The following is a 19,704-nucleotide window of genomic DNA, read 5'->3' as shown; positions in this document are numbered from 1 at the left end:
GCCGGAATGAAGCGCGACTACGCCATTTCGAGGGCGGCTTCCGGCTTCGTGGTCCGCGCCCGGACGATGGCCAGCAGCGACATCACGACGCCGATGACCGCCCAGGCCAGCAGTCCGCCGTACGCGGCAGCCTGCCCGGTGGTGCCCGCGGCAATCGCAGCGAAACCGTTCATCGACGGGGTCAGCGGCAGGATCGGCGCCACGAAGTCGAAGAACTGCGGCACCGCTCCGATCGTCCGACCCGCCACGGCCAGCACGACGGCAACGACCGAGAGGAACCTGCCCACTCCCCCGAACCACGCCACGAGAGCGAAGTTCAGGATCATGAACACGATCGCTGAGACGAACGTGAGCACCGCGATGTCGAAGCCTTGGACCGCGTCGATGTCCATCACGGTGACCGCGAGGATCGAGAGCACGAGCGCCTGCAGCACGCCGACGACGAGGCCGGGCAGCAGCCCGCGCGCCCACACGGTGAACGAGGACTTCGTCGAGAGCAGCGCCCACGCCGGGATCGGCTTGAGCACCGTGTAGGTGACGAGTCCGCCGATCCACAGGGCGAGCATGATGAGCAGCGCGATCGTCGACCCCGCCAGCACATCCGTGACGCTGTCCATGTCGGGGGATTCGATATTCGCCGAGGCGACCTTGGCCAAGCGGTCACGCTCCGGAGCCGTGTAGGACGGCACTTCGTCCGCTCCGTCCTTGACGCCGTCGGCGAATTTGCTCACGCCCTTCGCATACTTGCCCGTGCCCTCATCGAGCTTGTCCAGGCCGGCTGAGAGTTCGGAGGTGCCGGTCGCGGCCTCGGAGACGCCGTCAGTGTACTTGCCGACGCCGGTGCTGTATTCGCTCAGCCCATCACTGAGCTCACCGGCGCCGTCGGAGAGCTCCGAGGAACCGTCGGCGACCTTCCCGATGCCCTTGGACAGGGCCGGCATTCCGTCGGCGAGCTGCTGGTTGCCGTCGGCGACTCCGGCAGCGCCGTCGCGCAGCCCCTTCGAGGCCTCCAACAGCTTCGGGGCGTTCTTCGAGATGTCCTTCATGCCCTTCATCAGGTCACCGAGGCCGTCCTCGAGTCCCTTGACGAACTTGGTCACACCATCGGAGAGTTCCGAGGCGCCCTTGGCGAGTTCATCGGACCCACCGAGGAGGGACGAGCCGTTCTGCTCCTGTTCGAGACCGTCGACAGCCTGGTTCAGTCCACCTGAAGTGCCGTTGAGCAGCCCCTGCGCATAGGCCTGTTCGATGCCACTGCAGACCTGGTCGGGGGTGCCGGTCGGGCACATCTCGGCCCGTGCCTTCTCCGCCTCGGTGTCGGTCATGATGCCCGCTGCGACGAGTCCGTCGAGGTCCGGCTTCGTCCCGGCCAGCTGATCGGCCTTGTCGGCGCCTTCTTTCATCCCATCTCGGTACTGGTGCAGTCCGTCGGAGAGGCCAGAGGCGCCCTTCGACACGCCTTCGGCGCCCTTCTCGAGCTCCTTGCCGCCCTTCGTGATGTCGTCGAGTCCGCCTTCGCCGGAGTCACCGGATCCGGCGAAGCCCTTGATGATCTCGTCGATGGACTTCGTGTACTCGTCGACACCGTCGGCCAGCTCGCCGGAACCGTCGGCGAGCTTCTGTGTGCTCTCGGGCAGCTTCGAGGTCTTCTTGTCGAGTTCGTTCAGGCCCCCGGACATCTGGGAGGCGCCCTTGGACAGTTCGCCGGCGCCCTTCGACAGCTCCGTGGCTCCGGACTTGAGCTCACCGCCGTTGTCACCGAGCTGCTTCATGCCTTTGGACAGCTCACCGGCGCCCTCAGCCGATTGACCGGTGCCTTCCTTGAGGCCTTCGGCGCCCTTGTCGAGCTCCCCGGCGGCGTCGCCGAGGTCCTTCATCTGCTCGCCCATCTTGTTGAAGCCGAGGTAGATGTTGTCGAGGTAGGTCTCGGTCATCTGCGTGTTGAAGGTCGTCCGCGCCACCTCGGCGACTGATCGGGAGATCTGTGTGTCCAGCGCGGGAGCGGTCCCGGACACGTCGACGTCGAGCTGCGTCTGCGTCGCCGACTTCGCATCGTCGACGGAGGTCACGGCGCGGGAGAAGCCTTCGGGGATCGTCAGCTTCGCAGCGTAGGTGCCGTCTGACAGCCCGTCCTTCGCATCCTCTTCGTCGGTGATCACCCAGTGGATGTTGTTCTCGTCCTCGCCCACCAGACCGCTGGTCAGCTGCCGTCCGATCGGCACGGTCTTGCCGTCGACCTTCGCCCCGTCGTCGTTGTTGACGATAGCCGCTTCGATGGTCTCGAGTCGGTCGCCGCTCTTCCACGTGGCAAGGATGAATCCGGCCGCCACGATGATCGGGATGAGGACCAGTCCGAGGAGGGACAGCCAATTCACCGGCTTCTTCGAATTCGCGCGTTCGAGTCTCACGACTGCACACCTTCCATGTTGGTGCTGTCGACGGCGCGGGTGTGTTCGCCGTCCGCTTCACTGTCGGTTCCGCCTCGCTCATCGGGTAGCGCCTCGTCGAGGTCGAGGTGGAAGTAGTTCGTTTCGGGGCTGAGGAGCCCGGTCACATCCGCGTCGGGCAGGCCGAGGATGACGGCGGTGCCCCCGGCCACAAGGTCGGGCAGGACATCGCGCAGGTCCAGTGCCGGTCCGGACGAGTCCCGTGATCCGGCAGCGAGCTTCTCCGCTCCGTTGATGACGAGCAGATCCGGCGCCGAGGCAGCCATCCGAGAGATATCGCGCAGACTGATCGCCTGATCGGCTTCACCCCGACCGAGGTCGAAGTAGGGAACCTGGCGGCGGACCCGTCCGGCGTGTTCGGGCAAGACGTGATTCCCGATCTTCATTTCTCCGGCGGTGAGTCCGACGCGGCCGGAGACGGCCAGAAGAAGGGCCCGACGGGCGGCTCCGCTGGCGACGAGGATCTGGCCGGGCAGCAGGGAGATGTCGACGCGGGCGAATCCGCGGACCCCGGAGTACACGCCGATTCCGCGCCCGTAGACCCGGTAGTCAGAGTTGGGCTCCGGCCAGTCGCGCAGGGCCACTTCGTGGGCGAGGCCCTCTCCTTCGACGTCGAGGCGCGGCAGGATCCGATCGAGCCACTTCGGCAGCCACCAGGCCTTGTCGCCGAGCAGCTGCATGATCGCCGGCACCAGCGACATGCGCACGAGGAAGGCATCGACGAAGATGCCGGCGGCCAGGGCGAGCGCGATCGATTTGATGATCGGTTCGCCGGCGGGCACGAAGGCCGCGAAGACGGAGAACATGATGATCGCTGCGGCCGAGACGACGCGGGCGGAGGAGGCGAATCCGGCTCTGATGGCGTCCTTGGCCGAGGAGCCGTGGACATAGGCTTCGCGCATGCCTGAGACGAGGAACACCTCGTAGTCCATGGCCAGGCCGAAGAGGATGCCCATGACGATGATCGGCAGGAAGCTGATGACCGGGCCCGTCCCGTCGATGCCCAAGGGGCCGGCGAAGAGTCCGTCGTGGAAGACGAGGACGACCGTGCCGAAGGAGGCGAAGACGGAGAGGAGGAACCCGCCGGTGGCCTTGATCGGCACCGCCACGGAGCGGAAGACCATCATGAGCAGGATGATGGAGAGTCCGACGACGAAGATGCCGAAGGGCACGAGAGCTTTGCCGAGCTGGTCCGAGACGTCGATCTGGATCGCGGTGGCACCGGTGACGGCGGTGTCGAAGTCGAAGTCGTCCTCGATCTCCGTGCTGAGGTCCCGCAGCCGATCCACAGTGTCGAGGGTCGCCGGATCGTCGGAAGCTGTCGTCGGAATGATCTGGAAGAGCCCGACGGTCGCGTCCCGGTTCGGAGTGGCCATGATGACCTTCTCGACGCCGTCGACCTTCTCGATGCGCTTCTCGATCTCCTCGACGTCTCCGAGCGGATCATCGCTGGTCACGATCTGGCTGGTCATGACCAGGGGGCCGTTGTAGCCGGGCCCGAAGTGCTCGTCGATGAGGTCGTAGGTCGCCCGCGCCGGGGTGCCCTGCTCCTGGTCGCCTGCAGTGGGCAGGGACAGTTGGAGTTGGGCAGCGGGGATCGCGAAGAGCGCGAGGCCGCCCACGATGACGACGATCGTCAGCAGCGGGATCTTCGTGACGACTTTGAGCCACCCGGCGAAGAACTTGTTCATGATCGTCGGCGGGTACGGATCGCCGCCCTCGGCGCGCGCCTCATCGGCGATCCTCTCCCGCAGTGCCGGGTCGGTCCCCTCAGTGGGGGTTCCTGTGGAACCGTCGCCTGCCTCGGTGCCGGTCGATGTTCCCTTCGCCGAGGCGGTCGTGCCCGTCGTCTCCCGCTGAGCGGCCGCGGCGTAGGCCTTCCGGTAGCGCTTCGTCGGCTTCGGGGTGATCTTGGACTTCACGAGTCCCAGCAGGGCGGGGACCATCGTCAGGGAGATCATCACGGCCACGGCAACGGAGCCGGAAGCGCCGATGCCCATGATCGTGAGGAAGGGGATTCCGGCCAGGGACAGGCCGAGGAGCGCGATCATCACGGTCATGCCTGCGAAGACGACGGCGGACCCGGCCGTTGCGACGGCACGTCCAGCCGCCTCGATGGGGTCATGGCCTTCGGCGAGGAGGTCGCGGGCGCGGGAGACGATGAAGAGTGCGTAGTCGATGCCCACGGCCAGGCCGAGCATGAGCGCGAGCATGATCGAGGAGGAGTTGATCGTCGCGAATGCGGTGCCGCCGACGATGAGCAGCACGGAGATGCCAACGCCGATGAGCGCAGTGATCAGCGGCATTCCCGCGGCGCGGAAGGAACCGAGGGTGAGCAGGAGGACGATGAAGGCGATGACGACGCCGATGCCTTCGACCCAGGAGATCTCGACACCGGTGATCTGGAAGAGCTCACCGCCGCCTTCGACCTGCGCGCCGGGCAGGGCATCACGCAGCGGGTCGAGGGCCTCGATGAGGTCGTCGCCGGCGTCCTCCCCGACGTCCTGCTGAGTGCCGTCGTATTGGACGGAGATCATCGCCGCCGACTCGTCCTTGCTGATGGCCCCTTCGACGAGGTCGGAATACGGGGAGGTCACCGTGTCGACGTGGGGGAGATCCTCGATCCGCTCGATCTCGTCTTCGATCGCGTCCTTGTACTTCTCGTCCTCGACCGAATCGCCGTCGTCGGCGACGACGATCACCGAGGCGGAGACCCCGGCGGCTTCGGGGAACGTCGCCTTCATCGAGTCGAGAGCGGTCTGCGCCTCCGAACCCGGGAGTGTGAAGTCGTTGTCGAAGTCTTTGGCGAAGGCGGCGACTCCGGCACCGACGAGCGCGAAGATCAGCAGCCACGCGGCGATGAATCGCCACGGGGTCCGATAGGCACGACGGCCCAGAGCGTAGAGGAAAGTTGACACGAAAACCTCGATACAAAAATGTATTGGATACAGTATTGTATTGTTGTGCAATACCCACCCTCCATGCAAATGGATCCCAGGTTGAGCGAGGATTCTCATGAGATGCTCAGCCGCCGGCACCACCTTGGCCATCGCCGACACCACCGCGACGAAATGACGATGAACACAGACGAACTCAGCCCGCGCAGACGCCAGACCCGATCCACCCTCGTTCAGGCCGGCATCTCGGTCTTCGCCGTGCGCGGCATCGACGGCGCCTCGATCGAGGAGATCTGCGAGGCCGGAGGGCTGACCCGCGGGGCGTTCTACTCGAACTTCTCCAGCCGTGACGACCTGGTGCTCGCGATCATCGAGATGCGGACCTCGGAGAACCTCGACCGGCTTGATGCCACGATCCGACGGTGGACCGAGCAGCTGACCGCGACGACCGAGGTCCCGGAGATCAAGACGCTGATGACGACGTTCATCGACGATGTCTTCAATGAGAAGAAGCAGACCGTCGCCGAGACCATCACCGAGCAGGAGATCGAACTCTACTGCCTCCGGGTGCCCCATCTCCACGCCCGCTATGTCGAACTCAACAACTCCCAGTTCGAGCGTCTGGCCGCCTTGGTCACCACGGCCCTCGACATCGTCGGAGCCACGACGAAGCAGCCGATCGACGACTTCCTCACCGTCATCATCTCCGTATTCAACCGGATCGCGCTGTCGGCAGCGGCCGGCAAGGCGATGGATGAGCATGTCGATATCGACCCGGCCCTCATCGTCGAAGTCCTCATGCACCTCATCGACTTCTGCCCCGAACACCAGGACTGAACGGACCCGACGAAGCACTTCGAGGCACTAAGGTTGTGCCCGTGAACGAACTCCAGCGCGAATTCTCCGCTTTCATCAACAACATGGACGTCCGCCTCGGCGCGTTCGTCCTCGCTGACCTCCCCGAAACCTTCGAGACCGAGGACGGGGAGGCCGTGAAGTTCCCGAAGGACTTCGGGCCGAAGTCACTGCCGATGCTCGAACTCTTCGTGCTCTCGAAGTTCCCGAGCACCGAAGAGATCCTCAAACCGGAGCACCGTCGCTTCTTCGAAGGACTCATCCGCTACCTCGGCGAAACCTATCTGCGCGCGATCGGCGGGGTCTGGGACCACGACGAGTCGACGGGCAACGGGATGCCATTCATCCGCCCCGACAACGCCGACGGTCCGGCCGCCGGTGAGCCGATTCCGCTGGTGGGCATCGTGCTGGCCGCTGTCGATCAGCGCAGCGCCGAGGTCTTCACCGCGGTGCTCGAGAAGGCCAGGGAACTCCTCGGCGGGGACGGGCAGCCCAGACGCAAATGTACGGGGCTCTCACTCGGCGTGCTCAACGCCGAGAATTCGAGCGAGGAGGAGGTCGAATTCCTCACCCGCTTCATCGGCACTGTCGAACCGGGCATCGCCGCCTGGACTCAGGAGCAGGCCGATCCGAGCTCGTGGGGCTTCGACCGAGAGAGCCTCGCGCGCCTGGGCAAGCAGGTCGCAGTCCGCTACGACGGCCCCGACGACATGATCGCCGAGGACGAGACTCCCTACACCGCCGGTGCCATGCGCTTCATCGGTGAGACGGTGCGCCGCATCGCCTTCGGCCAGTGGCGCTACGGCGCCGAACTCGAAGCCGACGACCCGCGCAGCAGGCAGCCGTTCATCCGCTTCGTCATCGGCGATCAGAACCTCGACCTCGTGCCGTGGCGCCTCATCCAGGCCGCGCTGGAGAACGACGATGCGATCGCCTCCGCCCTCGACGCTGTCATCGAGATGCGCGAGCAGGAAGCCGCCGAGGCGACCGAGAGTTCCGACTGACTCGACCCCGTGTGGGACCGCCGCCGGTTCAGAGCTGGAAGCGGCGGTTTCCGTGCAGACCGTCGGCCGGTGAGCCGGGAGCGAGGTCGATCTGCCTGCGCGCAGGGTCGATGCGCACGCTCACCAGGGTCGCCGAACGATCTCCGTAGGCGGCACCGGGCGCCGGAGTGCAGCATACGGGAGCCTCTCCCGGGCCCGTCGTCAGCAGCTTCGTGAGATCTCCGACCGTGACCGGCGAGTTCTTCGCGCCGTCGGTCGAGACGGCACCGTCAGTCAAGGCGACGCTGTCGGACTCAGCGGCACCATCAGCCGGAGCCTCTCCGCCGCTCGCCAGCGCACGTTCGGCTTCGAAGCGCACGACCGCCTCGGCGAGGTGACGGTAACGCTCCTGCGAGGTCGAATCGGGGCGCAGCTCGAGTGCACCGTCGAGCAGATCCGGATGTAGGAAGTGGTTCGTGTGGATGAGGAACCCGGACCTCCCCGTCTCTCCGTCGCTCTGACTCGTCGCCCGTGCCCGTCGCTCGCGCTTGAGTGCACCGGCGATCTCGACCTGCACGGCCGCCTCGGCGGTGATGACGGTGATGATCGACGACGATGAGGTCGGGGCCGAGTCGATGATCTCGAGCGCCTCGGCGAGGGTGGCCGCTTCGGCCAGGACCCGGGCGAGGATCATGTGGATGGGCACTCCCCCGGCCTCGTCACCGGCGTGTTTGAGGATGTTGAGCAGCACCCCGACGCCTGCCTCATTGAGACCGATCTTGCCGAGCATTCCGAATTCGGCGATGCCCACATGCCGGTGCTGCCCGGGCACGGCGCCGACATCGTTGAAGTGCCACAGTGTGGAGAAGTCCGCCGCCCAATCCCAGTTCTGCGCGGCCACGGACGCGCCTGAGCTGGTGTGGCTGACGGTCGAGCATTCGGTCGGTGCAGCCGTCGCCTGAGTCATGATCTCGGTACGGGCGATGATCTCCATGAGCTCGGCGACGTCGATGCCGGCGCCGGCGGCCACGGCTTCGGCCTCCTCCGCGCCGGTCGGCCACCATTCTCGGAGTCGCTCAAGACTCGATCCTGCCGCTGACTGCACGGCCGCTTCGGCGATGGACAGGTGCGAGAAGTAACGCCGATACGCGTCCAAGGCAGAGGCGATTCCCGTTCGGAGTTCCTCGCCGCGCAGCCGGCCGCGGGCAACGTGGTCGCTCGCACGGACGGCGAAGGTCGCGGGCCGCACCTCGGCGGCGGGGACGAATTCGGTGCTCATGGTGCCTCCTCCTTCGGCCGGCGGCTCAGTCCTTGCCGACGAGAGAGCCGACGCCGATGTCGATACCGAGATAATGCATGTGCGCGGCGGTTTCGGCAAGGGCGGCGAAGAGATTGAAGTTGTGCAGGCTCTCGAAGCCTCGAGACCAGTGCAGGCCGGCAGCGATCGAGTAGACGCTGTGGTCGTCGGTGGCCTCCATGCGCGCACGGATCTCACCGAGGCGCTCGTGGTGATGTTCGACGAGCTCGACCTTGCGGTCGTGGAGTCCGGTGAAGCGGAATCCGTGGGCCGGCAGCACCGACACGTCCTCGTCGAGCTGGCCGATCTTCTCCAGTGAGCGCAGGTAGTCGCCGAGGCTGTGCGTGATCGCGCCGGAATCGAGGCCGATGTTCGGGGTGATCGTCGGCAGCACGTGGTCGCCGGAGAAGAACAGCTTGTCCTCGTCGCGAACGAATGCCGAGTGTCCGTAGGTGTGTCCGGGCGTCCACATGGCCGTCACCCGACCCTCGTCGAGCGGGAGTTCGGTGCCGTCGTCGAGGACGTGGATGTTCTCGGGCAGCTGGCTCATCGCCTGCTTGTACAGGTCCATCGAGTCGCTCTTCGACCCGCCCTTGCTCGATCCGACCTGGAGGCTTTCGACTTCGGCCCAGCGGTCCTCAGGCACACCGTAGGCACGGGCGATGTTGAGGTTGGGATCGATGCCGGTGCCGAGGTCGACTGCATTGGTGTAGAAGCGTTTGATCGCACGCAGGTCCTCGCCGTGCATCGCGACCCAGGCGTCGGGGTTCTTCGCGAGCAGTGCGGGCACGAGCCCGATGTGGTCGCGGTGATAGTGGGTGATCGCGATTCCGTGGATGTCGGCAACCGTGAAGCCGAGGTCGTTAAGCGCCGAGGTGAGCGCCTGATACTGGTCCTTGCCGTCCCAGCCCGGGTCGATGAGAACGACGCCGGAGCCGTCTGCGATGGCATAGCAGTAGGTGTAGACGAGGGGGTTGTTCGGGATCGGGACCGGAAGGGCCCAGACACCGTCGGCGACCTGTTCGACAGGGGGCAGGACTCGGTCCCTCCATGCCGCTGACTGCTGGGAACTGAGCGTTTCGATCGCCATACTTCTCTCACACCTCTCGTGGGCCACATTGTCCGTTGAGTGCAATCTACTCCGTTTTCCGTCAGATCTGACGGTTCGTTCGATAACTGGGCACGGCTATACCTATGTGAACTACCGATATCGTTGCTGCACTTGGCGTTTTTCATCGGAATTGTCACGGTTTCGCACGAATATTCGGGGCTATCCTCGGCGAGGGTTTCGTTTTCAGTACTTTGACCGTTAAGATCATGACGCACATCACTTCCGGGCCGGTCATCGATGTCGACATCGACGGCTCGGTGGGCGGCAAGACTCATTGGGGAGGATTGATATGGCTGCCTCTGGCTCACTGAAGCGCAACCTCGGACTGTGGTCCATCGTCGGACTCGGGCTCGGCTATATGACGCCGACGGTCGTCTTCGACACATTCGGAATCGTCTCGGAACAGACGAACGGAGCTGTTCCGGCGGCGTACCTCGTTGCCCTCATCGTCATGATCTTCACGGCCTTCAGCTACGGCAAGATGGTCAAGGTCTTCCCTACTGCGGGGTCGGCGTACACCTATACACGGGAGACGATGTCACCGGCGCTCGGCTTCCTCGTCGGGTGGACCTCACTTCTGGACTATCTGCTGCTGCCGATGGTCAACTGCCTCATCATCCGCCTCTATATGGAGTCGATGGTGCCCGACGCCCCGGCGTGGGTGTGGGTCGTCGTCTATACGATCGTCATGACCGGCATCGTGCTGTCGTCGATGCGGGGCACCGCGAACATCAACGGCATCCTCCTCGTCTTCGCGGTCGTTCTCGTCGCCACATTCTGCGCGCTCGCCGTCATGCAGCTCAACGCCGGCGAAGGGGCCGGAGTCGTGTTCAGCCCGGATCCCTTCATCCATGAGGGCGTTCACCTCGGCGCGGTTCTCACCGGTGCGACCGTCGTGTGCTTCTCGTTCATCGGCTTCGACGCCGTGACGATGTACACGAATGAGGCCAAGCATGTCAGCCTCATGCCGAAGGCGATCATGCTCACTGTCCTCGCCGGCGGCCTCATCTTCCTCGTCGCCGGCTACTTCGCACAGCTGCTCTTCCCTGACAACTCGCAGTTCACCATCGTCGACGATCCGCTGCCGGAGATCGGCATGCTCACCGGCGGACATCTGTTCCAACTCTTCTTCGTGGCAGCGGCATTCGCCGCGACCGCCGCCTCGGGGCTGGCCTCGCACGCGTCGGTCTCGCGCATGATGCTCGTCATGGGCCGCAACGGCGTGCTGCCGCGCAGGGCCTTCGGCTACATCAATCCGAAGACGCACACCCCGGTGTTCAACATCGTGCTCGTCGGTGCGGTGTGCCTGCTGGCGATGACGTTCAGTCTCGAGCTCATCTCGGCGCTCATCAACTTCGGTGCGCTCATCGCCTTCACCTTCGTCAACCTCACGGTCATCGCCCACTATGCGTTCCGGACCAGACAGGTGGTGGACTTCAAGTCGACGTTCAATTACGTCATCATGCCCGCCATCGGTGCCGTACTCACCGGCGTCCTGTGGGTGAGTCTGCACGGGACCGCGCTCATCGGCGGCCTCGTGTGGCTGGCCATCGGCATCGCTTACCTGGCCGTGCTGACCCGCGGCTTCAAGCGCTCGGTGCGCAGCTTCGACGACCCCGAGGCCGATGCCGAGATGTCCGAGCCCGAAGTGACCGAGGCTGGCGAAGGCGCTGGGACACACGACGGTTCCGGCGGCCCAGAGCAGGGAGCGCCCGTGCGCGACTGAGGCTGCGCGACTCGGTCTGCGGCAGCGGCGCCGCTCCGACCGTCGTTCAAGCGCTGCACCGCGGAAATTCCGTCGTTCAAGGCCAAGCGCGGTTATCGGTAGTTCTGCCCAACGAAAAGCGCGCTCAGCCTTGAACGAGCGGAAGCAGAGGTTTCGCCGCGCGTGGTGAAACGTCGTAGTGAGCATGTGAAAGCCCCCGAGCACTTCGCTGTTGACGAAGAGCTCGGGGGCTTTCCACGGGGCGGAAGCGGTGGGATTCGAACCCACGGTGCGGGGTTGCCGCACAACGGTTTTCAAGACCGTCTCCTTCGGCCGCTCGGACACGCTTCCCTCGGTTCTTCCATGCCTGTGACAGCGATGGAGCGAACCCGGCCTGCTCCACGCGAGGTCGAGCCACCATAGTTTCTCACAACCGCCGCAACATCTGCCAATTGGCGGTTCAAGAGAGGCGATCAGTCCTTTTTGCGCTTCTTCATCCGGTTCCGCTTACGCTCGGTGCCCAGGAGGTCATCGAACACAGACCCGCCGGCAGGCTTCGAATTGTCCCGGGATTTGTCCGTGGATTCGTCGGGCCGTGTCGGGGAATCGTCGCGACTCCTGTTCGGCCGGTCGGAGACCTGCTCGCCGAATGTTCCGCGGTCGCTGCCGGAGTTCTGCGAACGTTCGCTCCACGTGTGGCCGAGCTTCGGTGCGTCCTTCGGCTTGGCCGGCTGCGATTCGTGCCCGGTGCTGTCGGCGTCCTCCGAGGTGGCCCCGCGCGCCGCAAAGGAGGCCGGGACTCGTCGGACCGGAGCTTCCGGCTCCTCGTCGTCGACGAATTCCTCGTCTTCAGCGGCCGGAGCGGGAGCTGCTTCGGGCACATCGTCCTGGGGCGGGACCACGGTCGAGTCCTCGACATCGTCGATGTCGGAATCCGCGACCGCGTCAACGGTGTTCTCCGCAGTATCGGCGACTTCGACCTCGTCGGCACCGGGGGCACTGGCTTCGGACTCGTTGGTCGCGGAACCATCGGCTTCGGTTTCACCGGCTTCGGATCTGTTGGTTGCCAAGTCCTCGGTGTCTGAACCATCGGTATCTGAGTTCGCGATTGCGGCCGCGACGGCACCAGAGGTTCCGCGAGGTGCCGCAGAGACCGATTCCGAATCGGCGGCGGTCGCCTCGTCGGCAGGTGGAGCCACGGCGAACGAATCGCTCGGCCCGGCATCAGCATCCGAGCCCTCGGCACCAGCAGCACCGGCAGCGTCTCTGGAAGCAGGAGCGTCTTCGGCCGCATCGGACCCAGCATCGACGGAGTCAGCCCAGTTGGGGCGGGTCTCTGGAGCCTCCTCGGCGCGGGACGGCTTGCCCTTGAGCACGAGGGTGAGCGTGGCCAGCGGCACGGACAGCCAGTTCGGACGGTTGCGCAGCTCGGTGACGACCTCGACGAGGAGCCGGTCGACCAGTGCCGCCCGCAGCACCGGATCGCTCAGCCCGATGCTGTCACCGCGAGCACGCGAATACCCGGACAGCAGCGAGTTCTGCACCTGCGAGGCCCACAGATATTCGGGCGAGTCGAAGATCTTGCGAAGCGCCCCCGGATCATTGCCGAAGCCGCTGACGACCAGCGAGCCGTCCTCGGAATCCAATGCGTCGGTGCGCTGCAGACGAGCGAAACCGGCGGCGTAGTCGATGCTGCGCAGCAGGGCCACGAGGTCGAATGCCGCAGGCTTGGGGTCCGAACTCGTCGAGTCCGTGAACTTCACGACCGAATAGCCGTCGGTCGAGGAACTGACCACATGGTCCAACGTCAGCTCGCCGTGGATCTTCTGCAGGGTGCCGATGGTCTCGAGGCTCTGCAGCCGGGCACGGTGGCCGCGCAGCTCCGGCACCAGCGAATCCAGGGCCAGAGGCGCCCGCCCCAGCGCCCAGTCGATGCGCTCGACCCACTTCTGCACCAGCTGCTTCGTCGGTTCGCCGGCACCTTCGACGACACCGAACTCGGCGGCCATATCCGTGTGGAGTTCGCCGATGCGCCGACCCATCTCCGCCGCGTGGGCGTTGTAGGCCCCGATCGAACCGGAGTCGACCGCGCACACCGTGTTCACTGCCTCGCGCCAGGCAGGTTCGGCATCGACATCGACGTGGGAGAGCAGCGCCATCGGCGCTTCCATCTCCTGGACCTCGAACATGTCGTACCAGCGGCCCGAGCCCCAGCCGATGACCTCGGGCACGCTGCGCGATCCCGCCTCGGTGAGCAGGACGGGAATCGTCAGCGATGACGGCATTCCGTTCTCGAGGACGCGGAAGAATGAGAGCTCCATCGGCTCGTATTCGTCGTGGATGACGACAGTCGACTTGTGCTGACCGGAGTCCGAGACCTCGATCGGGCGGATCTCGACGGGCATGACGTCTTCCGCCCCGACGGTGAGGTCACCGATCGATGGCTTCGGCGGGACCGCCTCGGCGGAGGTGTTCGTCGATCCATTCGCCGAGGCGGCATCGCCGTTCGCGGTCACCGGGAACGGCATCGGTGCGCGGTCCCGAGCATCGGTCTTCTCCTGACTGTGGCGCAGAGATTCGGTGGACAGCTGCCCGCCGTCGAAGACCTTGCGCTTGGTGATCGCGTCGGCCATGAGGTTGACGAAGACGGGGTCGGCTGCGCCGTCGTAGACGTAGACGGTGCCGAGTGCGAGGTCGTCGATCCGGCCGATGAGGGCGTGGCGCAGGTGCATGTCCTCGGCACCGCGCAGGGTCAGGGGGATGTTGAGGCGACGCAGGGTGGGGCCGTCGCCGACGGAGATGACGGTCACCAGGCCGGCGAAGCCGCCGAGTTCGTCGGCGGTATAAGTGAACGCGCGGGCCACCGACATGGGGGTGATGTCGGGGTCGGTCCCGAAATCTGCTGCGTGCTTGGGGAACCACGGCTGTCGGGGTATCCAGCTGGCTAACAGTTGTTCGAGCTCACTGCTGATGGCCATGACGTCTCCTAGAAGGGATTACGGGCATCCTCCATCCAATCATGATATGGGGTCTAGACCGTCCAGGGCGCACCCGAAACCTCGAAGTCGGGAGCCGAATCGCTGGGTTCTGGCGGGTGCGAGGTGTCCTCATGTCGATACGAGTTGCCAAATGGCAAGACAAAGGGCGCACAATAGTCTGGTGGTTGAAACAGACATGACACCCCAGAAACTCACACTCGCCGGCGAGGTCGAGGCGGCTGCGCTGCGAATTTCCGATTCCGTCATCCTGTCGCCACTGCAGATCTGCGAGCGGTTGACGACCGCAACCGGTTCGACCGTCTACCTCAAGCGCGAGGACCTGCAGATGGTCAGGTCCTACAAGATCCGCGGAGCCTTCAACTTCATGCTCCAGCTCGATGCCGACGAACGCGCCCGTGGTGTCGTGTGCGCCTCGGCGGGCAACCACGCCCAGGGCTTCGCCCGGGCGTGTAAGGAACTGGGTATCCAGGGCACGATCTTCGTGCCGAAGACGACGCCGAAGCAGAAGATCGAACGCGTCCGCCACTTCGGCGGGGAGCAGGTGACGATCGAGATCGCCGGTTCCACCTACGACGACGCCTCGGCGCTGGCCCACCGGTTCGCCGAACGCAATGAGGCGCTCCTGGTCTCAGCGTTCGACGATATGCGCACGATCGCTGGTCAGGGCACCGTGGCCGCTGAGATCCATGCTCAGCTCGAGACTGATCCCGACTACATCATCGTGCCCGTCGGCGGCGGTGGAGTGCTCGCCGGAGTCGCCGCCTATGCGGCCGAACTGATGCCGAATACGAAGGTCATCGGTGCCGAACCAGCCGGGGCCGCCTCGATGATCGCAGCTCTCAAGGCCGGCCACCCTGTGACCTTGGAGAACATCGACCGCTTCGCCGACGGCACTGCCGTGCGCCGGGCTGGCAACATCACCTACGACGTCATCGCCGAACTCGGCCTCGACATCCGCCCCGTTGCCGAAGGTGCGGTGGCCACCGAGATGCTCGATATGTACCAGGTCGACGGAATCATCGCCGAACCCTCCGGAGCCCTGGCATCGGCCGGGATCGGCGGACCGGACTCGGACAAGCCGATCACAATCGAGCCGGGATCGACCGTCGTGTGCCTGGTCTCCGGCGGCAACAACGACATCTCCCGCTACCCGGAGATCCTCGAGCGCTCCCTGGTCCACGAGGGACTCAAGCACTACTTCATCGTCGACTTCCCGCAGGAGCCCGGTGCCCTGCGCCGATTCCTCAACGAGGTGCTCGGGCCCGAGGACGACATCGCGATGTTCGAGTACGTCAAACGCTCCGACCGGGAGACGGGACCGGCGTTCGTCGGCATTCAGCTTGGCTATGCCGAGGACCTGCCGAACCTGCTCGAGCGGATGGAGGCATCGAATATCGAAGTCGAGCGCGTCCATCAGAACTCGCCGATGTTCCGCCTCTTCGCCTGAGGCGGCGCTGCTCGTGTGAGGGCGGAAGCCCCTGCCCACTCGCGCGCCCAGCTACTAGAGTGGATACATGCGCGCTATCACGATCTCCTCCCCCGGTGACCCCGAGGTTCTCCAGGTCACCGACGTACCTACGCCCGAGCTCGCCGCAGATGAGGTCCTCGTCCGCGTCCATGCCGCCGGGGTCAATCGGGCCGACCTGCTGCAGCGACGCGGATTCTACGATCCCCCACCCGGGGCCACCCTGATTCCCGGCCTCGAGGTCTCCGGCACGATCGAGAAGCTCGGCGCCGAAGTCACGGGCTGGTCCGTCGGCGACCGGGTGGCGGCTCTGCTCTCCGGCGGCGGTTACGCCGAATCCGTACCCGTTCCCGCGGGCCAGCTGCTTCCCGTCCCCGATGACTTCGACCTCACCGAGGCGGCTGCTCTCCCCGAGGTCCTGTCCACCGTCTGGTCGAACATCGTCGGCCGCGGACAGGTGCAGGCCGGCGAATGGCTGCTCGTCCACGGCGGCGGGTCCGGCATCGGTACGGCCGCCATCCAGGTTGCGCGCCACCTCGGCGTGAAGATCGTCGTGACCGTCGGCTCGGATCGGAAAGCCGAATTCTGCCGCAGCCTCGGCGCTGATGCCGTCATCAACTACCGCGAAGAGGACTTCGTCGAACGCGTCCGTGAGATCTGCACCCACGATGACGGGTCGACGGGCGCCGATGTCATCCTCGACATCATCGGCGCGAAGTACCTCGAACGCAATATCAAGGCGCTGGGCACCGACGGCCGCCTCGTCATCATCGGCATGCAGGGCGGGACGAAGACCGAGATCAACCTCGGTTGGCTCATGCAGCCGCGCAAGTCCGTATCCGCCACGACCCTGCGGGCGCGGCCGAAGGAACAGAAGATCGCCATCGTCGCCGAGGTGGCCGAACAGCTGTGGCCGGCCGTGATCTCGGGCGACATCCGCCCCATCATCCACGAAACCATGCCGTTGACCGACGTCGTCCGTGCCCATCAGACGCTCGAAGACGGGTCGAATATCGGCAAGGTTCTGCTCATCGTCGATGAGGAAGGCGCACAGCAATGACCGAGAACTCTGAGCGCAGCGACGGACTGGCTCGAGCCGAGAAGGATCAGGCCGACGTGTCCTCACCGGCGAAGGTGATGCGCATCGGCACCATGGTCAAGCAGCTGCTCGAGGAGGTTCGCGGCACCGAACTCGATGAGAAGGGACGCGAACGGCTCGCCGAGATCCACCGTCGCTCCATCGACGAACTCGAAGACGGCCTGTCGAAGGACCTCATCGATGAGCTCGAACGCCTCGACCTGCCCTTCGACTCAGCCGACGGTCCCCCGACGACCTCGGAGCTGCGGATCGCACAGGCTCAGCTCGTCGGCTGGCTCGAAGGTCTCTTCCATGGAATCCAGACGGCGATCATGGCTCAGCAGGCTATGGCCCAGCAGATGGCTGGTCGCGGTCAGCTGCCTCAGGGAATGGTTCCGCCCGGAATGACACCGGCCGAAGGGCAGCCAGATGAAAAGGAGTCGGACCGCGACGATCGCGGCACCGGCAACTATCTGTGAAGCGCTTCCTCTCCGGCCTGCGCAAAAAGGCGACGAAGACCGCGGTCAAGGACGATGATCGGTTCGGCACCGGCCTATGGCGGCACAATCGTGACCGCTTCATCCGCGCCGTCGACCGGTACTACACCACCGCGGTGGCCCTCCACGAAGCACGAGGCTCCGGTGACAGCGCCGCGTCGGGAGCCGCCTCGGCGACAGTGGACGAAACATCCGACGGTGAGGTCATGGCCGCCTCGGCGACCGATCCGGTCGATGTCATCGTCGACGGCACCCACCGACTCAACGCGCTCGTCGATGTCGTCGACGACCTCACCGCGACCCTCCACACCCGCTTTCCCGTCACCGGTCAGGTGGTTCCCGGGCCCGCGCGGCAGGCCGTCGGCGACACACCGGAGCTGCTGACGAAGGCCTCGTCGAAGGTCGGCGAGGCGGTTCTTGCGGCATCGATGGCACGGTCGGATGGGCCGTTGGGACGGTCGATCGTTGCGTGCGCCGAGGCTGCGGATCGATTCGTCACGGATGCCGAGGAGCTGCTGGGGCGGGCGAAGGAGATCCTCGCTAGGGTAGAGGCATCATGAGACCTCCGATCAGCCCCGATATCCTGCCGCCCGACGACTTCGACCTCGGCCTCGTCGCCAGCGATATCGACGGCACTCTGCTGCTGAACTGGAAACCGATCTCGACGGCCACGATCGATGCGATCCACCGCTGCCAGGGTGCGGGGATCCCTTTCGTCCTCGTCACCGGGCGCCCCATGCGGTGGCTGGCGCCCATCGCCGAGCAGGTTCCCGACCTCGGCCGGGTCGTCTGCCTCAACGGTGCGGTCGTCTACGACATCGCCTCTCAGTCTGTCGTCGATGCGCACACCATCGACGTGCCGACTCTGACGGAGATCACGGCGGCGGTCCGCGTCGATCATCCCGAGGCCCGGTTCGCATACGAGACGCTCAACGGCGGTTTCATCGACCGGGAGTTCGTCACCGGCCGACCGCGTGAGGCCCGCATCATCGACGATGTCTCCGAACTCACCGGCGAAGACGTCGTCAAGGTGCTCGTGCGTCTGGAGACGAGCGATTCGCAGGCGATGCACGACCTCATCGACCCCCTCGTCGACGGCACCTGTCACGCCTCGTTCTCCGAACCGGACAACGGGCTCGTCGAACTCGCACCGCTCGGGATCACGAAGGCGAAGACACTGGAGGACCTGTGCGACCACCTGGGCGTGGCGCAGTCGCAAGTGATGGCGTTCGGCGACATGCCCAATGACATCGAGATGCTGTCCTGGGCCGGCCACGGAGTCGCAATGGGCAATGCACTGGGTTCGGTCAAGGCGATCGCCGCGGCCGTGACCGAGGCCGTCGACGACGATGGCGTCGCCCGCTACCTCGACGCAGTCCTAGACGCCCGCCCCAACTGCCCCTAGTTGCTACCTGACGGCGGCCCAGCAACCTTGCGCGAGGTAGCTGGGCCGCCGTCAGGTAGTAATTAGGGGCGGGTGTTGGTGGTTCCCTCCGCGTCGAGCAGGCGTGGGTCGAGGGTGAAGTAATCGACGAGGGCGGTGGCCAAGCCATCATCGGCGACCGAGTCGGTGACCACGCTCGCGTGCACCTTGAGCTCATCCTTCGACTGACCCATGACGATTCCGTGTTCGACCCATTCGATCATCTCGAGGTCGTTGAGTCCGTCGCCGGCACCCACGGTGTGCGCATGCTCGACTCCGAGCTCCTCCGCCACGATCTCCAGACCGCTGGCCTTCGAGACCCCGTCCGGAGCGATGTCGAGCCAGTTGCTCCACCCCACCGAGTAGCTGACCTCATGGAGTCCGAGCGAGTCCACAGCGGCCGCGAACTCCTCGGCGGTGCCATTGACCTCGCGCATGACGATGCGGGTGGCCCGCTTGGTCAGCAGCGCTTCGAAGTCGACGATGTCGAGAGTGTCCGATTCGGCGAGTTCACCGACCGGGAAGGCTCCGGACGCCCACCGGTGCAGGTCCGGATCCTCGACGAGGAACAGCGCCGTCGGCAGCGCCGCGTGCATCTGCTCGAGCGCATCCTTCGGGTCGAACGACACCACATGGTGCATCTCCCACCCCAACGGCAGCTCCGGGTCGAGGCGGACGACGACGGACCCGTTCGAGCACACGATGAAACCGTGCTTGAGATCGAGCGCGTGGACGACCTCGAGCGCACCCGGCAGGGCACGGCCGGTGGAGATCACGAGATGGTGACCATCCTCGGCGAGCCGATCGAGCACCTGCTTCACCGACTCCGACAGGGATCCGTCGTAGCCGACGATCGTGCCGTCGACATCGAGTGCGATGAGGTGCGGGGTCAATGTGTCTCCCAACGTATTCGTAGATTCTCTTATCGTCGTTCCTACCGGCGCCGA

14 protein-coding genes and 1 tRNA gene are annotated in these 19,704 nt (G+C 65.3%); 8 read left to right on the top strand and 7 right to left on the bottom strand.

Annotated elements, in window-relative coordinates; translation table 11 throughout:
* Positions 1–17 precede the first annotated feature (17 nt).
* On the bottom strand, positions 18–2,408 hold the full coding sequence (locus BLU88_RS04630; protein WP_092010523.1) for a YhgE/Pip domain-containing protein: 2,391 nt from the start codon (positions 2,406–2,408) through the stop codon (positions 18–20).
* Positions 2,405–5,365, bottom strand: a complete 2,961-nt coding sequence (locus tag BLU88_RS04625; protein ID WP_092010520.1) for an MMPL family transporter — start codon at positions 5,363–5,365, stop codon at positions 2,405–2,407. Before BLU88_RS04625 ends, BLU88_RS04630 begins: the two co-directional genes overlap by 4 nt.
* Before the next feature lie 153 nt (positions 5,366–5,518).
* Here BLU88_RS04625 and BLU88_RS04620 point away from each other — a divergent pair, with 153 nt between their 5' ends.
* Positions 5,519–6,181 (top strand): TetR/AcrR family transcriptional regulator, encoded by a 663-nt coding sequence (locus BLU88_RS04620; RefSeq protein WP_231939588.1) that lies wholly within the window; start codon positions 5,519–5,521, stop codon positions 6,179–6,181.
* Between the two features lie 41 nt (positions 6,182–6,222).
* Complete coding sequence (locus BLU88_RS04615) at positions 6,223–7,203, top strand: hypothetical protein (protein ID WP_092010514.1); 981 nt, start codon at positions 6,223–6,225, stop codon at positions 7,201–7,203.
* A gap of 28 nt (positions 7,204–7,231) precedes the next feature.
* On the opposite strand, the gene BLU88_RS04610 is transcribed toward BLU88_RS04615, so the two are convergent.
* Together BLU88_RS04610 and BLU88_RS04605 are read right to left on the bottom strand one after the other, a co-directional pair.
* Positions 7,232–8,461: a C45 family autoproteolytic acyltransferase/hydolase gene (locus BLU88_RS04610; RefSeq protein WP_092010511.1), complete on the bottom strand. Its 1,230-nt coding sequence runs from the start codon at positions 8,459–8,461 to the stop codon at positions 7,232–7,234.
* Positions 8,462–8,486: 25 nt separating this feature from the next.
* Positions 8,487–9,569 carry an MBL fold metallo-hydrolase gene (locus BLU88_RS04605; protein WP_092010508.1) on the bottom strand — a complete coding sequence of 361 codons (1,083 nt, stop codon included), beginning with the start codon at positions 9,567–9,569 and terminating at the stop codon, positions 8,487–8,489.
* 310 nt (positions 9,570–9,879) lie between these two features.
* Here BLU88_RS04605 and BLU88_RS04600 point away from each other — a divergent pair, with 310 nt between their 5' ends.
* On the top strand, positions 9,880–11,316 hold the full coding sequence (locus BLU88_RS04600; RefSeq protein ID WP_092010504.1) for an APC family permease: 1,437 nt from the start codon (positions 9,880–9,882) through the stop codon (positions 11,314–11,316).
* 242 nt (positions 11,317–11,558) lie between these two features.
* Here BLU88_RS04600 and BLU88_RS04595 read toward each other — a convergent pair.
* Together BLU88_RS04595 and BLU88_RS04590 are read right to left on the bottom strand one after the other, a co-directional pair.
* Positions 11,559–11,646, bottom strand: a tRNA-Ser gene (locus BLU88_RS04595).
* Positions 11,647–11,768: 122 nt separating this feature from the next.
* A complete protein-coding gene (locus BLU88_RS04590; RefSeq protein WP_092010501.1) occupies positions 11,769–14,273 on the bottom strand; it encodes a maltokinase N-terminal cap-like domain-containing protein in 2,505 nt (834 codons plus the stop codon).
* 196 nt (positions 14,274–14,469) lie between these two features.
* On the opposite strand from BLU88_RS04590, the gene ilvA reads away from it, so the two are divergent.
* The 5 genes from ilvA (at position 14,470) to BLU88_RS04565 (ending at position 18,739) form a co-directional block, all read left to right on the top strand.
* Positions 14,470–15,741 carry a threonine ammonia-lyase IlvA gene (ilvA, locus tag BLU88_RS04585; RefSeq protein ID WP_167356865.1) on the top strand — a complete coding sequence of 424 codons (1,272 nt, stop codon included), beginning with the start codon at positions 14,470–14,472 and terminating at the stop codon, positions 15,739–15,741.
* A gap of 67 nt (positions 15,742–15,808) precedes the next feature.
* Complete coding sequence (locus BLU88_RS04580; protein ID WP_092010496.1) at positions 15,809–16,819, top strand: NAD(P)H-quinone oxidoreductase; 1,011 nt, start codon at positions 15,809–15,811, stop codon at positions 16,817–16,819.
* A complete protein-coding gene (locus BLU88_RS04575) occupies positions 16,816–17,316 on the top strand; it encodes a proteasome activator (RefSeq protein ID WP_092010493.1) in 501 nt (166 codons plus the stop codon). The genes BLU88_RS04580 and BLU88_RS04575 overlap by 4 nt, the downstream gene beginning before the upstream one ends.
* On the top strand, positions 17,313–17,894 hold the full coding sequence (locus BLU88_RS04570; protein WP_092010490.1) for a hypothetical protein: 582 nt from the start codon (positions 17,313–17,315) through the stop codon (positions 17,892–17,894). The genes BLU88_RS04575 and BLU88_RS04570 overlap by 4 nt, the downstream gene beginning before the upstream one ends.
* On the top strand, positions 17,891–18,739 hold the full coding sequence (locus BLU88_RS04565) for an HAD family hydrolase (RefSeq protein ID WP_092010487.1): 849 nt from the start codon (positions 17,891–17,893) through the stop codon (positions 18,737–18,739). Before BLU88_RS04570 ends, BLU88_RS04565 begins: the two co-directional genes overlap by 4 nt.
* Before the next feature lie 62 nt (positions 18,740–18,801).
* Here the strand turns inward: BLU88_RS04565 and BLU88_RS04560 are convergent, their stop codons facing one another.
* A complete protein-coding gene (locus BLU88_RS04560; protein ID WP_231939587.1) occupies positions 18,802–19,662 on the bottom strand; it encodes an HAD family hydrolase in 861 nt (286 codons plus the stop codon).
* Positions 19,663–19,704 lie beyond the last annotated feature (42 nt).

This window comes from Brevibacterium siliguriense, assembly GCF_900105315.1.
GTDB lineage: Bacteria > Actinomycetota > Actinomycetes > Actinomycetales > Brevibacteriaceae > Brevibacterium > Brevibacterium siliguriense.
The sequence above is the reverse complement of the archived record's forward strand: the minus strand, read 5'-3'. Positions and strand labels throughout refer to the sequence as shown.

What these genes read in the sequence shown, in the direction of transcription:
- BLU88_RS04620 (WP_231939588.1), top strand. Translation starts at nt 5,519, where the DNA reads ATGACGATGAACACAGACGAACTCAGCCCGCGCAGACGCCAGACCCGA.
- BLU88_RS04610 (WP_092010511.1), bottom strand. Translation starts at nt 8,461, where the DNA reads ATGAGCACCGAATTCGTCCCCGCCGCCGAGGTGCGGCCCGCGACCTTC.
- BLU88_RS04605 (WP_092010508.1), bottom strand. Translation starts at nt 9,569, where the DNA reads ATGGCGATCGAAACGCTCAGTTCCCAGCAGTCAGCGGCATGGAGGGAC.
- BLU88_RS04600 (WP_092010504.1), top strand. Translation starts at nt 9,880, where the DNA reads ATGGCTGCCTCTGGCTCACTGAAGCGCAACCTCGGACTGTGGTCCATC.
- BLU88_RS04590 (WP_092010501.1), bottom strand. Translation starts at nt 14,273, where the DNA reads ATGGCCATCAGCAGTGAGCTCGAACAACTGTTAGCCAGCTGGATACCC.
- ilvA (WP_167356865.1), top strand. Translation starts at nt 14,470, where the DNA reads ATGACACCCCAGAAACTCACACTCGCCGGCGAGGTCGAGGCGGCTGCG.
- BLU88_RS04580 (WP_092010496.1), top strand. Translation starts at nt 15,809, where the DNA reads ATGCGCGCTATCACGATCTCCTCCCCCGGTGACCCCGAGGTTCTCCAG.
- BLU88_RS04575 (WP_092010493.1), top strand. Translation starts at nt 16,816, where the DNA reads ATGACCGAGAACTCTGAGCGCAGCGACGGACTGGCTCGAGCCGAGAAG.
- BLU88_RS04565 (WP_092010487.1), top strand. Translation starts at nt 17,891, where the DNA reads ATGAGACCTCCGATCAGCCCCGATATCCTGCCGCCCGACGACTTCGAC.